Source organism: Streptomyces sp. AC1-42W, assembly GCF_003248355.1.
Classification (GTDB): Bacteria; Actinomycetota; Actinomycetes; order Streptomycetales; family Streptomycetaceae; genus Streptomyces.
Window position 1 is genome coordinate 838,645 of record NZ_QKWY01000001.1, and the last position, 15,663, is coordinate 854,307.

The following is a 15,663-nucleotide window of genomic DNA, read 5'->3' on the forward strand; positions in this document are numbered from 1 at the left end:
CCGAGGGCCCCCGGTGCTTCAGTTCACGCCGAAGCGCCGGGGGCCCTCGGGTGTCACCACCGCGTGAACGGGGAAGTCGTGCGGCTCCGCCGGGACCCGCGCGGCCACCTCGTTCGCGTACAGCAGCACGATCAGCGCGGGGGCGGCCCCGGCGGCCGTCAGGCGCGCCAGCACCCGGTCGTAACTGCCGCCGCCGCGCCCGAGGCGCATGCCGCGCGCGTCCACCGCGAGGCCGGGCAGCAGCACCGCGTCCGCCTCCAGCACGGCGTCGGGGCCCAGTCGCTGACCGGTGGGTTCGAGCAGCCCGCGCCCCGCCTTCGCGAGCCCCTCGGCCCCCTCGTACGCCGCCCAGTCCAGGTCGTTGTCGGCGAGCAGCACCGGGAGCAGCACCCGGACGCCCCGCGCGCGCAGCGCGTCCAGCAGCGCGCGGGTGCCCGGTTCGCGGCCCACCGAAACGTACGCGGCGACGGTACGGGCCCCGGCCAGCTCCGGGAGTTCCAGTGCGTGGCGGGCGAGCACTCCGGCGTACCGCTCGATGTCCTGGTCCGTCAGGAGACGGCGGGCGGCGAGCAGTTCGCGCCGCAGGAGTGCCTTTGCGGACATGTCGGTGTTCAACGGGGTACCTGCCGGGCTCTCGTATAGGAATAAATGAGGACAAGGTTAACCGGAAGCTCATCTTCCGCCCATGCCGCACCGTTAGGGTTCAGCGCATGACCCAGTCGAACCCCAGGATCAGCAAGGCCGTCATCCCGGCGGCGGGCCTCGGGACCCGCTTCCTTCCGGCCACCAAGGCCACCCCCAAGGAGATGCTGCCTGTCGTCGACAAGCCTGCCATCCAGTACGTGGTCGAGGAAGCGGTGGCCGCCGGGCTGCACGACGTCCTCATGGTCACCGGACGCAACAAGCGCCCCCTGGAGGACCACTTCGACCGGAACTACGAACTGGAGTCGGCGCTGACCCGCAAGGGCGACGCCGACCGGCTGCGCAAGGTCCGCGAGTCCACCGACCTCGCCACCATGCACTACGTCCGCCAGGGCGACCCCAAGGGCCTCGGGCACGCCGTCCTGTGCGCCGAACCGCACGTCGGGGACGAGCCCTTCGCGGTGCTCCTCGGCGACGACCTGATCGACCCGCGCGACCCGCTGCTGACCCGGATGACCGAGATCCAGGAGCGCGAGGGCGGCAGCGTCATCGCGCTGATGGAGGTCCCGTCCGCGATGATCCAGCAGTACGGCTGCGCCGCCGTCGAGCCCACGCCCGACGCGGACGTCGTGCGGATCACCGGCCTGGTCGAGAAGCCCGAGCCCGCCGACGCGCCCAGCAACCTCGCCGTGATCGGCCGCTACGTCCTGGACCCGGCGGTCTTCGGCATACTGCGCCGGACCGAACCGGGCCGGGGCAACGAGATCCAGCTGACCGACGCGCTGCAACTGCTCGCCGAGGACGAGAAGGCCGGCGGCCCCGTGCACGGCGTCGTCTTCAAGGGCCGCCGCTACGACACCGGGGACCGCGGCGACTATCTGCGTGCCATTGTCAGACTCGCGTGCGAACGTGAAGATCTGGGGCCGGAGTTCCGCAGCTGGCTCCGCCGGTACGTCACCGAGGAGATGTAACACGTTGAGCAGCACGATCTGGTCGGTGGACGAGCACCTGGAAGACATCCTCGCCGCGGTGAAGCCGCTCGAGCCCATCGAGCTGCAACTGCCCGAGGCCCAGGGCTGCGTCCTCGTCGAGGACGTCGTGGTGGAGATCGCCCTGCCACCCTTCGACAACAGCTCGATGGACGGTTACGCGGTCCGCGTCGCCGATGTCGAGGGCGCCACCGAGGAGTTCCCCGCCGTCCTCACGGTCGTCGGCGACGTCGCCGCCGGGGACGACGGACTCGGCGCCGGCCGGCGCCTGGGCCCCGGCGAGGCCGCCCGCATCATGACCGGCGCCCCGCTCCCGGAGGGCGCCGAGGCCGTCGTGCCCGTCGAGTGGACCGACGGCGGTACGGGCGAGGGCCCGGCCGCCGCGATGCGCGCCCACAGCGAGGCCCCCGAGGGCGCCGGCGGCGAGGTCCGGGTGCACCGCCCGGTCGAGCCCCGCGCCCACGTCCGGGACCGGGGCAGCGACGTCCGCCCCGGCGACCTCGCGCTCACGGCGGGCACGGTGATCGGGCCGCCGCAGATCGGGCTGCTCGCCGCGATCGGCCGCTCCACCGTCACCGTGCGGCCCCGCCCGCGCGTCGTCGTCCTGTCCACCGGCAGCGAACTCGTGCAGCCCGGCGGCGAGCTGACGCCCGGCCGGATCTACGACTCCAACAGCTTCGCGCTCACCGCCGCCGCCCGCGACGCCGGAGCCATCGCCTACCGCGTCGGCGCCGTCGCCGACGACGCCGAGACCCTGCGCGCCACCATCGAGGACCAGCTCATCCGCGCCGACCTCGTCGTCACCACGGGCGGCGTCAGCGTCGGCGCGTACGACGTCGTCAAGGAGGCACTGTCCGCCGTCGGCGACGAGGACGGGACGGGCGGCGGCGGGGTCGACTTCCGCAAGCTCGCCATGCAGCCGGGCAAACCGCAGGGCTTCGGCTCCATCGGCCCCGACCACACCCCGCTGCTCGCCCTTCCCGGCAACCCGGTCTCCAGCTATGTCTCCTTCGAGCTGTTCGTCCGCCCCGCGATCCGTACGCTGATGGGCCTGTCGGAGACCGGCCGCCCCACGGCGAAGGCCGTGCTGGCCACCGACAAGGCCCTGTCCTCACCGGCCGGGAAGCGCCAGTTCCTGCGCGGCACGTACGACGCCGAGGCCGGCACCGTGACTCCGGTCGGCGGTTCCGGATCGCATCTGATCGCCGCGCTCGCCCGGGCGGACGCGCTGATCGTGCTGCCCGAGGACGTCACATCGGCCGAGCCCGGCGCCGACACCGAGGTGATCCTGCTCCGCTGACCGGGGCTCCGTGGCGGTACGGTATTTGGCGCTGTGCCGTCCGGGGGACACCCCCCGGCCCCCGGACCCGCGCCCCGGTGCGGCGCCGGGGAATCCGGCGCCCTACCGCTAGGCGGAGTGAGTTGAGTACGCAGAACAGGCTGACGCACATCGACGAGGCGGGTGCCGCCCGTATGGTGGACGTCTCCGGGAAGGACGTCACCGCGCGCGTCGCCCGCGCCGCCGGCCGGGTCCTCGTGTCGCCGCGTGTGATCGAACTGCTCCGGGGCGAAGGGGTCCCCAAGGGCGACGCCCTCGCCACCGCGCGGATCGCGGGCATCATGGGTGCCAAGCGCACCCCGGACCTCATCCCCCTCTGCCACCCGCTGGCCGTCTCCGGCGTCGGCGTCGAGCTGACCGTGGCCGACGACGCCGTCGAGATCAGCGCCACCGTGAAGACCACCGACCGCACCGGCGTCGAGATGGAGGCCCTGACCGCCGTGTCCGTGGCCGCGCTCACCGTCGTGGACATGGTCAAGGCGGTCGACAAGGCGGCGGTCATCACGGACATCCGGGTGGAGTCGAAGTCGGGCGGCAAGTCCGGCGACTGGGTACGCGCCCGGGAGACCGGGGCCGACGCGTGAGCGCCGCCGCGCCGCCGTCCCCGTACCGCGCCCTCGTCGTGACCGCGTCCAACCGCGCGTCCGCCGGGGTCTACGCCGACCGGGGCGGGCCGCTGATCGCCGAGGCGCTGACCCGGCTCGGCTTCACCGTCGACGGCCCGCAGGTCGTGCCGGACGGCGACCCGGTCGAGCGGGCCCTGCGCGCCGCCGCCGCCGCGTACGACGTGGTCGTCACCACCGGCGGTACGGGCATCTCGCCCACGGACCGCACCCCCGAGGCCACCCGCCGCGTCCTGGACCACGAGATCCCCGGCATCCCCGAGGCGATCCGCGCCGAGGGCCGCGACAAGGTCCCCACCGCCGCCCTCTCGCGCGGCCTGGCCGGCGTCGCCGGGCGCACCCTGATCGTCAACCTCCCCGGCTCCACCGGCGGGGTGCGCGACGGGCTCGCCGTCCTGGAACGGCTCCTCGTGCACGCCGTCGACCAGCTGCGCGGCGGCGACCACCCCCGACCGGGGAGCCCGAGCTGAACGTCCCGACCTGGCCGGTGATCCTGGCGGACGGCGATGTCGCCCTCCGGCCCATCAGACTGCGCGACCAGCGCGAGTGGCGCGAGGTCAACCGGCGCAACCGCGACTGGCTGCGCCCCTGGGAGGCGACGGTGCCGCCGCCCGCGCCCGGCGGGCCGGTCGCCCAGCGGCCCACGTACCGCCAGATGATCCGCCATCTGCGCTCCGAGGCCAACGCGGGCCGGATGCTGCCGTTCGCCATCGAGTACCGGGGGCGGCTCGTCGGCCAGTTGACCGTCGCCGGGGTCACCTGGGGCTCGATGTGCTCCGGGCACGTCGGCTACTGGGTGGACCGGGAGGTGGCCGGGCGCGGGGTGATGCCGACCGCCGTCGCGCTCGCCGTCGACCACTGTTTCCAGGTGGTCGGACTGCACCGCATCGAGGTGTGCATTCGCCCCGAGAACGGGCCGAGCCGGCGGGTCGTGGAGAAACTCGGATTCCGCGAGGAGGGGCTGCGTCCGCGATATCTCCACATCGACGGCGCCTGGCGGGACCACCTCATCTACGCGCTCACGGCGGAGGAGGCACAGGACGGGCTGCTGCGCAGATGGCACCGGTCGCGGCCCGCTCCACGCCCGGCGGAACAGGCGCGTCCGGAGCGGCCGGAGAACCCGCCGACCCCGTAATGGAAAATGTGTTCGATTTAATCGAATCGGTTGATCGGAACAATCACAAAAAAAGTCCGCGATATCGGCCGGATCGTGCGACACACCGCGCCAATTGGCGGATGCCTCCGAGCAAACCCCTCTACGGTGTGAGATGTGAGCAGCAGCGGCCTCATCTACGCAGTCATCGTCGGGGCCTGGGCCGCCTACTTGGTGCCGATGTGGCTCCGCAGGCAGGACGAGCTGAACGAAGAGCGTCCGACCGAGCGCTTCAGCACCGCCATCCGGCTGCTCTCCGGCCGGGCGGCGATGGAGCGCCGGTATGCCAAGGGGCTGGGGGATCGCACCGGGGACGAGGCGGCATCCGACGCCGACCCGGACGTGAGCACGGACCGATTGGATTCCGTGGACGTCCGGGCCTTCGCCGCGCCTCCGGCGCACACCGAGGTCCGGATGCACGACCCGGCCGGCGCGCCCGAGCGCGCCCCGCGCAAGCGGGAGGGTGCCCTAGGCGCTTCGGGTAACCCGGGCGCCCCCGGCTCCGCCCGGCGCGCGCGCCCCGGCGGCATCGACGCGGAACGCGCCCGGCGCGCCCAGCGCCTCCAGGTGCTCGCCCGGCGCCGGCGCACCACCGTCGTCCTCTTCCTCGCCTTCACGCTCGGCGCGATCGTCGCGGCGGTCGGCGGCCTGCGCTTCCTGTGGGCGCCCGCGGTCCCGGCCGTGCTGCTCAGCGCGTACATCGCGCATCTGCGGGCGCACGAGCGGCGCCGGTTCGCGTTCACGATGGACCAGCGGCGCGCCGAGGTGGCGGCCCAGCGGCTCCGCGAGAACCGCCCGCGCCGCCATCAGCCCGCCGCGACCGCCCCGGCCGACGCCGACGAGGACTCCGAGCCGCGCCACCCGGCCCCCGAGCCCGCCCCCACGGTCTCCCCGCAGGAGGCCGGCCGCCGTGCGCTGGTCGAGCAGACGGACCACGCGGAGTGGGTGGACCAGCAGCGCGACCGCGGCCGGGCCCAGGGCGACAGCTGGGAGCCCGTCCCCGTCCCCCTGCCGACGTACGTCACCGCCCCGGTCGCCCCGCGCGCCACGGGCGGGGTCGAGGTCGGCAACCCGGAGACGTGGAGCGCGGCCCGCTCCAGCACCGCCGAACCGGCCCAGCAGGACACCGCGCCGCCCGCCGACGACCCGGCGCCGCGCCGCCGCTCCCCGCAGCCCCGCCGCTCCCGCGACCGGGGCCGCACACCGCTCTTCGACCAGTACGAGGACGGCGACCGCCCCCGCGCGGCCAACGAGTGACCCCGCACCGGACGGCCGCGGCACCCGCCACGGCTGACCAGCGCGGAACGGATTTCCGAGCACCCCGTGGAGGGTGCTAGAGTTTCACACGTCGCAAGGGCCTGTGGCGCAGTCTGGTAGCGCACCTCGTTCGCATCGAGGGGGTCTGGGGTTCAAATCCCCACAGGTCCACTGCACTGCAACAGAGAGCCCCTGCCGGGGAAACCCGGCGGGGGCTCTCGGCTTTGCCGGTGAGATTAGGATGCCGGTCGGGATGCCGCAGAGCGCATGTGGTGACCGTATGGCGGGCCGGCCGAGCCTTACGGGGCAAAGGGCAACCGCGTCGAAGGCGCCGTCCCTCCCTGTCCGTGCCCGCACTCGTCATACATCAGGAGGTCTTCCGGTGGCGTCAGCTCCGCGGCGGTCCGCTCCGAAGCCGGGCCCTCCCGCTCCGCGTGAGCACTGGTACCAGCCACGCCGTTCCGGCTTCCGGTGGGAGCAGGAAGGGCTCGACCACGTCCGGCGGTTGATGCCGAGGGCCGAGCCGTACCGGGCGTGGGCGACGTTCCAGTTCACGGCGGACTCCGGCCGGGTCAATGAGTGCGACCTGCTGATCTGCGTGCCGGGCGGCCTGTATCTGCTGGAGCTCAAGGGGCATCCCGGGAGGGTGGTGAACCACGGGGACACGTGGCAGTTCCATGCCGACCGGGTGCGGACCCTGAAGAACCCGCTGCATCTCACCGACCTCAAGGCGAAGGAGCTCAAGGGCCGGCTCGAACGGGCCGCCCGGGCCATGAAGGAGGATCCGAGGCGCATTCCGTACATCAAGCCCGCGGTCTTCCTGCATGACGCGGACCTGGTGAGCGAGCTGGACGAGTTCCAGCGCACTGCGGTCTTCGGGCGCGACGGCGGTGCGAGCGGGCTGCCGGGCATCTGGGACGGTCTGCTGGCGCTCCCGCCCGAGCGGGAGCACTGGCGGGTCACCCCGCAGGACAGCCAACTGCTCGAGAAGCTGATGAAGCGCATCGGCGTGAGCCAGTCGACGGCGCACCTCCGTTTCGGGGACGGCTGGCGCCTGGCGCCGCGCGCCCTCGACGCCGGACCCGGCTGGGAGGACCGGCTCGCCGTACGCGATGACGGCCTGGTCCAGGAGAGCGGCAGGGTCAGGATCTATCTGGCCGGGGAGGCCGCCTCCGGACAGCAGCGACGCCGCGTCGACCGGGCGGCCCGCCGCGAATACCAGGTGCTGCAGGGCATCAACCATCGCGGCATCGTGCAGGCCGTACAGATCCATGAGCACCAGGGCGGCCCGGCGATTCTCTTCCGGCACCGTGAGGCGGATCTGCGGCTGGACGCCTACCTGGACGCGTACGGGGGTCGGCTCACTCCGCCGGTCCGGCTGGATCTGGTGCGGCAGCTGGCCGAGGCCGTGCGGTACGCCCACAACCGGTCGCTCTACCACCGCGCCCTCTCCGCCCGCTCCGTGTACGTTTCCGCGCGGGAGGACGGCAGCGAACCGGTTCTGCGCATCGCGGACTGGCAGACCGCGGCCCGTGACTTCGAGACGTCCCTGCACCGGTCGCTCGGGGACACTCCGCTGGACGCCGGCCTGATCGCGGACACAGCCCAGGTGTATCTCGCCCCCGAGACGGATCAGGAGTTCGCCGACCCTGTCGACCTCGACGTCTTCGGCCTGGGGAGCCTCGCCTATCTCCTGCTGACCGGCCGGCCGCCGGCGGACCGGCGCAGCACTCTGGTCGACCGGCTGGCCGCCGAGGGCGGGCTGCACCCGTACGCGGTGGCGGACAGCGTCTCGGCCGCCCTGGATTCCGTGGTCTTCCAGGCGACCGCCGCCGATCTCCAGGAGCGGCTCTCCTCGCCCGACGACTTCCTGCGTCTTCTGGACGCCGCGGAGGCCGATGCCGCACCGGCCGACCGGCCGGGGAGCGCGGTCGCGGATCCGCTGACCGTGCAGCCGGGTCAGTCGCTGGACGGGATCTGGACGGTCACCCGGGTGCTGGGCACCGGAGCCACCGCACGTGCGTTGCTCGTGCGGCGCACGGAGGCCGACGGGGCGGCCGACCAGGACTTCCCGCGTGTCTTCAAAGTCGCTCTGGACCATGAGAAGGGCGCTCGCCTGTTCGCCGAGGCGGAGGCGCTCAAGGAGGTGGGCGGCGGCCATATCGCCAAGCTGCTCGCGGAGCCCCGCGAGGTGGCCGGTCGCACGGTCCTGGAGATCGAGTACGCCGGCGGGTTCCGTCCGCAGGGGGATCAGGACCCGGTCAGTCTCGGTTCCAGGCTGCGCGGCCAGGGGGCGCTGGGGTACGACCAGTTGGAGCGGTTCGGGAACGATCTTCTCGACGCGCTGGACAGTCTCGCGGCCCGTGGGGTGCGCCACCGGGACATCAAGCCGGACAACCTGGGGCTGTTCAAGCGCAGTGACGGTTCCTGGCAGCTGATGCTGTTCGACTTCTCGCTGGCGAACGCCCCCGACCAGGACATCCATGCCGGCACGCGCGGCTATCTCGATCCTTTCCTGGGCGACAGCCGCCGGGCTCGGTACGACGATCACGCCGAGTGGTACGCCGCCGCGGTGACGCTCCACGAGATGGCGTCCGGCGAGCGCCCCGTGTGGGGGGACGGCCAGGGCGACCCGCGCACCGTCCTCGACGCCACGTTGTACGTGGCGCGTGAGCTGTTCGATCCGGCGCTCAGTGACGGGCTGACGGAGTTCTTCGAGCGCGCCCTGCACCGGGATGTCGAGCAGCGCTACGACAGCCTGCGCCAGATGACCGAGGCATGGCGGCAGTTGTTCCGGACCGCGGACTCGGCCCGCCCCGCGACCACTCCGGCAACCGTGGGCGTGAACGCCGAGGACGTCGAGGACGCGCGCGAACAGGCGGCGGCAGCGGCCACCCTGACGACTCCGCTGGAGGCCGCCGGGCTGTCGCCCCGAGCCGTCTCGGTCGCCGCGGGGCTGGGGGCCGCCACGGTCGACGCGCTGCTGGACATCCCGCCCCACACGATCTCCCGGGCCCGTGGCGCGGGCAACGTGATCCGTAAGGAGCTCAACCGGCGCCACCGTCAGTGGACGCACGACCTGCGCAGGAAGCCCGCCCCCAGGGCGCCCGCCCCGATCGCCGCGGACGCCCCCGAGCTGGTGCTGGAGTCGGTGGACACACTGGCGGCCCGGCTCACTCCGCCACAGGGCAACCGCGGTACGAAGCCGCGGCCCGACGTCGTACGTGCCACGCTTCAGCTTCCGGACGCCGCGCCGCTGGAGCCGTGGCCCGCCCAGGCGGCCATCGCGAAGGCGCTCGGTGTCAGCCAGACCACTGTCTCCAAGAACCAGCTCGCCGCGATCGAGCGGTGGGCGCTCCTGCCGTGGCTCGGCCGGATCCGCGACGAGCTGGTGACGATTCTGGCCGAACAGGGCCGGGTCATGACGGCCGAGGAGCTGGCGGCCGAACTGCGCGCCCGGCACGGCGCTGGGGACGCCGGTCCCGCGGAGACCTTGGGCATGGCGCTCTCCGTGGTCCGGGCGGCGGTGGAGACCGAGGCCCGCAGGCGCGGCGATGACCCGGGGGTGCCGGGCGAGGCCCCGGCACGGCTGGCCGTGCTGCGTCGTGGCGGGCGGGTCGTGCTGGCGCTGGAGGACCAGCCGGGCGCCGACGACCCGACCCCGGTCGAGCTGGCCGAGTACGCGGCACGCCTCGGCGAGGCCGCGGCGGCGGTGGCGTACCGCGACCCGCTGCCGGGACGGGCGACCGTGCTGCGCGAGCTGCGCGCGGTGAAGGCGCCCGACGGGATAGTGCCGCCGGCCGACACACGGCTGGTGGAGCTCGCCGCGGCCATGGCCCGGGGTGTCGGGTTCTCCCCGCGGCTGGAGCTTTTCCCGCTGGATCTCGATCTGCCGCGTGCGCTGCGGATCTCGCAGGCGCCTGCCGGGGTGCGAGCCCATGTCGGTATCTCCACGGCGGATCTGCTGGCGCGGGTGCGCGCCCGGTTCCCCGGTCTGGCGGTCCTGGCGGACACCACGTACGTCGAGTTGGCGGAGGCTCTGGCGCAGGCGGACTTCCCGCTCGAATACGTGCCGCAGCGCAAGCGATTCCTGCCGCGCGTTTCCGAGCCGCGTGGGAGCCGCCACGAGGTTTCCGTGTCGGCGCTCACCAGTACGGGCGCGCTGTTCACCGCGGCGCAGGGCGAACTGGCGAGAGGCCGGGACCCCCGCCAGGTGCTCGCCGCACGGCTGGACACCGCGCGCAGACGCGGCGGCTTCCTGGCGCTCACGTTCAAGGGCGCGGAACTGCCCGGCGTGGCCGGCGCACTGGCCGCCCGGTACGGGGTGGTTCCGGTGTCACTCGACGAACTGTTCCTCGCCGCGATGCGCGAACTGGCCGAGGAGCAGGGCGTGCGATGGCCGGCACTGCTGAAGGCGGACGCGAAGTTCGCGGTCACCGGGGTCATCGGCGCGGCGCTCGCCTCGTACACCCGTCTCGCGGCGGAGCGCGTGACCGCACGCGTCACCGGGATCGCCGAGCAGGCGGGTCCGCGCACCGTGCTTCTGGCCCATCAGGCCGGTATGGCCGCCCGCTACTGGGAGGCCGGTGGGCGGGGGCTGCTGGTCGCGTTGCAGGAGGCGGCCCGCCGCCCGGCGGACGTACCGCACGGCTTGTGGCTGCTGGTCCCGGCGGAGGACGCGCAGGCCACACCGGCGCTGGACGGACGGACGGTCGACGTCGTGGACCGGGCGAGCGAGTGGGCGGTCCTGGACGGGCTGTCGTTGAAGGCGCTGCGGGCGGAGACCGCGGCGTAGGGGTCGCGCGCGTCTGCCCCGGCGCGACGGGTCGCTTCCCGGAACTCGGGTCCCGGGACCCGGGATACGAGCTCCGGAACGGCCACGTTCCCTCTTTCGTGTGTACGGGGAGGGCGCTTCGCCCGAGTCTTGGGACCCGGGTTCCGGGCGTCGGGACCCGGGCTCCGGGAGTCGAGCGCTGTTGTACAACCGGTAGGTGGAAGAAGGGGGTTGGGAAAACCTCCCCTCCCTCCCTACCCGGTAACGACGAGCAAGTATGACTATCGGTGACCGACTTGCGACGCGGTGTCGCGGCTGCTTACGGTGCGGCCAGACGCAGGCGACCCCGGACGCGGTGTGCCAACACCGGCCGGGGTCTGACCTCAAGATCGAAACACCAAGGAAAGACCGATCTCGTGGCTACCCAAAACCTTAGCCCCGCCCCGCCGATGCCCGCTCGCTCGGCTCCGTATCCGAAGGCCAGTCCCGGTTACGGCAAGCGTGCCGTTCCCGGCCAGAACCCGCCCGCCGCCGACGACTTCACGTTTCTCCCCGAGCGGGAGCGGTACATCGCCGGATACGTCGACACACTCCCCGACGGCGCGGCGATGAGCATCAAGTCCCTGGCCAAGTGCCAGCCCCTGTACGGGCAGATGGCCGTCGGCAGCGCACTGCGCGCCCTGGCCGTGGCCGGTCATCTGCGCCAGGTCCGCTGCGCGGTCGACGACGGCGAGGGCCTCCGCTGGGTCACCCGCACCTTCTGGTCGCGCACGGCCCGCGACAACGAGTGGTGGACCGCCTTCCTCACCGCCGAGGAGACCCGCTGCGCCCCGCAGCCGCCGGTGGCACCTGTGGCGCCGGTGGGCCCGCCGCCGGTGGGCCCACCGCCGTGGGTTCCGGCCGAACCCGCCGCTGCCGAGACCGGGACGGAGACCCCGGCGCCCGCCCCGGCCCTGCCGCGGCAGCGCACCGAGAGGCCGCAGGGCCCCTCGCCCGCCTACCTCGCCCTGGCAGAGCTCGGCCGTACCGATCCCCGCCTGGTCCTGTCCGCCGCCGACTGCGCGGCGCTGGAACAGCTGGCCGCCCAGTGGTTCGCACGCGGCGCGGACGCGGACCACCTCACCCGCGCCCTCACCGCCGGGCTTCCCGAAGCCGTCGACTCACCCGTCGGCTTCGTCCGCCGCCGCCTCGTCGACAAGCTCCCGCCGCAGCTCCCCGCTCCCGCCGCGCAGGGCGCCCCCACCCGCCACCTGATGATCGAGTGCGCCGACTGCCGCACACCCGGCCCGCCCGAGGCCTTCCGCGACGGCCTGTGCCGCCCCTGCCGCCGGCCGGTGGACGACGGCCCGGCGCCCGTGGACGCCCCTCTTGGCGAGCGTGACGTCCGGGCCTACGTGCAACGACTGCGGGAACGGCTGGAGTCGCGGTAATTCCTGCCCCGGACCGGCGCGATCACCTTATGATCCGCAGAGTGTCGAACCGTTCCGTGGAAGAGCACTTCGCCAGCGCCGCAGAGCGCCACTTCCGAGACGCCGAGTATCTCCGGGACGATGGCAGATGGCCCAACGCGGACCACCATCTCGGGTTCGCCGCCGAGTGTGCGCTCAAGAGCCTCCTGCTGCTCTTCACCGAGGCGAGCCTGGACCCGAAGAACCCGAAGAAGCCGGACGAGGCTGCCAAGGTGCCCTGGGTACGCAAGCCGACCGGTGGAGTACAGGAGTACAAACATCTCCCGTGGAGCGAAACCGAGTTGGCGGTGCTCGCGCACGGTCCGCTGGGCAGTCGACTGCTCGCCGCGTTGGGGGACCACCTCGACGCCTTTGCGAACTGGACCGAGGAGGACCGCTACCGGCACTGCGAGCACATCACAGAGGAGACCGTCGCGGCGCTCCACGAAGCGACCCTTGCCATCGTCACCCTGCACCAGAACGCCCTGATCAACGGAAGCCTGTCATGAGCCCCCGCAACGCCCCCGTCCGCTTCGACGAAGCCCGGCCGCTCGCCCTCTCCCTCGCCCGCTCCGCGGCCGACGAGGGGTACGCGGTGCTGCTCGTGAGAGATGTAAGGGGACGCTTCACTCTGATCGTCGACGACCGCGAGCAAGCGGTGGACGACGAGCGGCGGGAACGCTGGCACACCGCGCTGGTCGAGCGGCTCACCCCCTACGTCACGGGCCGCCCGCTCACCCTCGCCTCGCAGATGATCACCGCCGAGGCCCTGCTGAACTCTCGGCGCGCGGAGACCGACACCCTGCGCCCCTCCGGCGGGGCGGGCAGCGTCCGGCTCCTCGACAACACGGTAGTCGGCGAGGACTGGGCCAAGGTGTCCACACCCGGACCCGAGGCCGACGGCTCCCGTACGCATCGCACCGCTCTGTACGGCTTCAAGGGCGGTGTGGGCCGCACGACGGCGACCGCGATGCTGGCCCGCCGACTGGCCGACGACGGCCACATCGTGCTGGTCGTCGACCTAGACCTGGAGTCCCCGGGGGCGGGCCCGCTACTCGCAGGGCCGGAGAGGCTGCCGCCCAACGGGATCGTGGACCACCTCGTCGAGGCCGCTGTGGGCAACGCCGACGGGCTGGAGCTTGTGGCCCGTACCGATTACGTCCCGCGCAGCCGCAGGGGCGAGCTGTGGGTGGCGCCCGCGCGCGGACAGGGCACGGACGGGGTCCTGTACGCGTACGTCGACAAGCTCAACCGCGTCTACGCCGACCTTCCCGGCTCCTCCTTCGCCGACCGGCTGGCCGATGCGGTCGAGGCCTGCGAGAAGGCGGTGGAGCTCGGGGACAGTGGCCTGCGCCCCGACGTGGTGCTCCTGGACAGCCGGGCGGGCATCCACGACGTGGCAGCCGTCGCCATCTCCCGCCTGTGCGACCTCGCGCTCCTCTTCGGCGCGGACAACGCCCAGACCTGGACGGGCTACGGCGACCTCTTCGCGGCCTGGCACGCCTCGGGCAGGGCACCGGACATCCGCGCGAAGCTCCGCATGGTGGCGTCGATGGTGCCGGACACCGTCCACCACTCCAAGGACGACTATCTGGGCGCCTTCACGGCCCGTTCGTACGAGTGCTTCGCCGCGCTCTACGACGAGCTGGCGCCGGGAGAGGCCCCTTCGCGCATGGCGGACACGATCGCCCGCTACGCGTTCGCGCCGAGCGAGAAGGACGACTCCGCCCCGCACCACCCGATCCCCATCCTCTTCGAGCCAGGCCTGGTGGGACTGGGCGCCGGTGACGCCCGCAACTGGCAGGACCGCGCGTTCGTGAAGGCCGCGTACGGTGAGTTCCTGGACACCGCCGCCCGGCTGATCACGGCCGGTCCCGGCGACGAGGAAGGGACGCGATGACCGAGCCACTCACCGCGCGCGAGTACCGCGACCTGCTGTCGGACGCGTTGCGGGACGCCACGGAGGCCGACACCCGGCGGCCGGACGCGCACACCCTGTTCATGCCGGACGCGCACCGCACCGCCCTCTACGTCGACAACACCGTGGTGCAGGGCGGGCGGGGCGTCGGCAAGACGTTCTGGTACCGCTCGCTCCTCGACGGCGACCTGCGGGGCTTCGCGGCCGACGAGTACCGCATCGCACGCCTGCGACGGCTGAACGTCGCCCCGGGGCATGGCATGGACTTCAAGTCCGGCTGCTATCCCAGCCAGTTCGTCCTGCGCGACCTGGTCGCGGACGGAACGCCTCCGCTGGAGATCTGGTACGCGGTCCTGCTGACCGCCCTGGGCCAGCCGGAGCTGAAAAACCTGCCCGAGTGGAAGGACAAGGTCGCCTGGGTGCGGGCGAACGAGGGTGCGGCCCAGCGCACCATCGAGCGGGCGGACCAGGAGGCGCACGAGGAGAACACCGTCCACCTGCTCCTCTTCGATGCCTTGGAGCACCTGCACGGTGACCGGGAACAGGCCGACCGGCTGGTCGCCGGTATTCTCCAGCTCGCCCTCCAGATGCGGTTCGGCACGCGGAACATCCGCTTCAAGGTGTTCATCCGGCCGGACATGTTCGACGGCGCGAAGCACCACTTCCCCGATGCCTCCAAGCTCTCCGGCAACGCGGCCCGGCTGGAGTGGTCGCAGACGGACCTGTTCGGCCTCCTCTTCCACTGCCTGGGCAACGAGGAGGGCGAGCTCTCGGCCCGCTTCCGCGGACTCACCGCAGTCTGGGAGGGGGCCGACGGGCCGCGGTACGTCCCGCCGATGGCCCTCCGTAACGAGGAGCTGGCGCAGACCGAGCTGTTCGAGCAGATCGCCGACCCCTACATGGGCGCGAACTTCCGCAAGGGCCGGCCCTATACCTGGCTTCCCAACCACCTCATGGACGGCCGCGAGCAGGTCAGCCCCCGGAGCTTCCTGCACGCACTGTTCACCGCCGCCGAATCGACCCGCTCCGAGTACCCGTCCCATGATCGCGCCCTGCACCACGAGGCCATCCGCAAGGGCGTGCAGGCGGCGTCGGAAATCCGGGTGGACGAGGTCAGTGAGGACACCCCGTGGGTGAAGGCCGCCATAGCGCCACTCAGCGGCTGCCAGGTCCCCATTGTGGAAGCCACGGTGATCAGGCTCTGGAAGGAGCAGGGGCTCCCCGAGGCCCTGCGCGACGAGGCAGCTCGGTATGCGCAGACGGACGGCCCCGAACGCGTCCGCACCGGCCCCCGTCACCCCGACGACCTGCCCCGTCTGGTCGAGGAACTCATCGACCTGGGCGTCATGCGCCGCCGCAGCGACCTGCGCCTGGACCTGCCCGACGTGTACCGGATCGCGTTCCGGGTGGGGCGGCGGGGCGGGGTGCCGATGCCGGCGGGATAACCGGCTGCGGGTTACGGCTCCCGGCGGGCCCGTCCGGGCTGGCAGGATGGCGGTGTGCATGCGTGCATGCGTGCA

The 15,663-nt window shown here is 72.7% G+C and carries 12 protein-coding genes and 1 tRNA gene; 12 read left to right on the forward strand and 1 reads right to left on the reverse strand.

What is annotated here, in order from left to right:
- Positions 1–18 precede the first annotated feature (18 nt).
- On the reverse strand, positions 19–603 hold the full coding sequence (locus DNK56_RS03805; protein ID WP_111335431.1) for a 5-formyltetrahydrofolate cyclo-ligase: 585 nt from the start codon (positions 601–603) through the stop codon (positions 19–21).
- A 107-nt stretch (positions 604–710) separates the two neighbouring features.
- Between DNK56_RS03805 and galU the strand changes: the two genes are divergently transcribed.
- The 12 genes from galU to DNK56_RS03865 all read left to right on the forward strand — a co-directional run bounded on the left by galU (position 711) and on the right by DNK56_RS03865 (position 15,588).
- Positions 711–1,613 (forward strand): UTP--glucose-1-phosphate uridylyltransferase GalU, encoded by a 903-nt coding sequence (gene galU, locus DNK56_RS03810; RefSeq protein WP_111330424.1) that lies wholly within the window; start codon positions 711–713, stop codon positions 1,611–1,613.
- Positions 1,614–1,617: 4 nt separating this feature from the next.
- Entirely contained in the window at positions 1,618–2,931 is a 1,314-nt protein-coding gene (gene glp, locus DNK56_RS03815) for a molybdotransferase-like divisome protein Glp (RefSeq protein ID WP_111330426.1), read from the forward strand.
- A 122-nt stretch (positions 2,932–3,053) separates the two neighbouring features.
- Positions 3,054–3,554: a cyclic pyranopterin monophosphate synthase MoaC gene (gene moaC, locus DNK56_RS03820; RefSeq protein WP_111330428.1), complete on the forward strand. Its 501-nt coding sequence runs from the start codon at positions 3,054–3,056 to the stop codon at positions 3,552–3,554.
- Positions 3,551–4,063 carry a MogA/MoaB family molybdenum cofactor biosynthesis protein gene (locus DNK56_RS03825; RefSeq protein ID WP_111330430.1) on the forward strand — a complete coding sequence of 171 codons (513 nt, stop codon included), beginning with the start codon at positions 3,551–3,553 and terminating at the stop codon, positions 4,061–4,063. Before moaC ends, DNK56_RS03825 begins: the two co-directional genes overlap by 4 nt.
- Before the next feature lie 17 nt (positions 4,064–4,080).
- Positions 4,081–4,728: a GNAT family N-acetyltransferase gene (locus tag DNK56_RS03830; protein ID WP_111330432.1), complete on the forward strand. Its 648-nt coding sequence runs from the start codon at positions 4,081–4,083 to the stop codon at positions 4,726–4,728.
- Positions 4,729–4,863: 135 nt separating this feature from the next.
- Positions 4,864–6,003 (forward strand): divisome protein SepX/GlpR, encoded by a 1,140-nt coding sequence (gene sepX, locus DNK56_RS03835; RefSeq protein ID WP_111330434.1) that lies wholly within the window; start codon positions 4,864–4,866, stop codon positions 6,001–6,003.
- A gap of 97 nt (positions 6,004–6,100) precedes the next feature.
- Positions 6,101–6,174: transfer RNA gene (locus DNK56_RS03840), tRNA-Ala, on the forward strand.
- 109 nt (positions 6,175–6,283) lie between these two features.
- Positions 6,284–10,798: a BREX system serine/threonine kinase PglW gene (gene pglW / locus DNK56_RS03845; RefSeq protein ID WP_241989750.1), complete on the forward strand. Its 4,515-nt coding sequence runs from the start codon at positions 6,284–6,286 to the stop codon at positions 10,796–10,798.
- 395 nt (positions 10,799–11,193) lie between these two features.
- Positions 11,194–12,207, forward strand: coding sequence for a MarR family transcriptional regulator (locus tag DNK56_RS03850; RefSeq protein WP_111330438.1), 1,014 nt, complete (start codon positions 11,194–11,196; stop codon positions 12,205–12,207).
- 41 nt (positions 12,208–12,248) lie between these two features.
- Entirely contained in the window at positions 12,249–12,734 is a 486-nt protein-coding gene (locus DNK56_RS03855) for a hypothetical protein (protein WP_111415652.1), read from the forward strand.
- Complete coding sequence (locus DNK56_RS03860; protein WP_111330442.1) at positions 12,731–14,125, forward strand: KGGVGR-motif variant AAA ATPase; 1,395 nt, start codon at positions 12,731–12,733, stop codon at positions 14,123–14,125. Before DNK56_RS03855 ends, DNK56_RS03860 begins: the two co-directional genes overlap by 4 nt.
- On the forward strand, positions 14,122–15,588 hold the full coding sequence (locus DNK56_RS03865) for a hypothetical protein (RefSeq protein WP_111330444.1): 1,467 nt from the start codon (positions 14,122–14,124) through the stop codon (positions 15,586–15,588). The genes DNK56_RS03860 and DNK56_RS03865 overlap by 4 nt, the downstream gene beginning before the upstream one ends.
- The last annotated feature ends 75 nt before the right edge of the window (positions 15,589–15,663 follow it).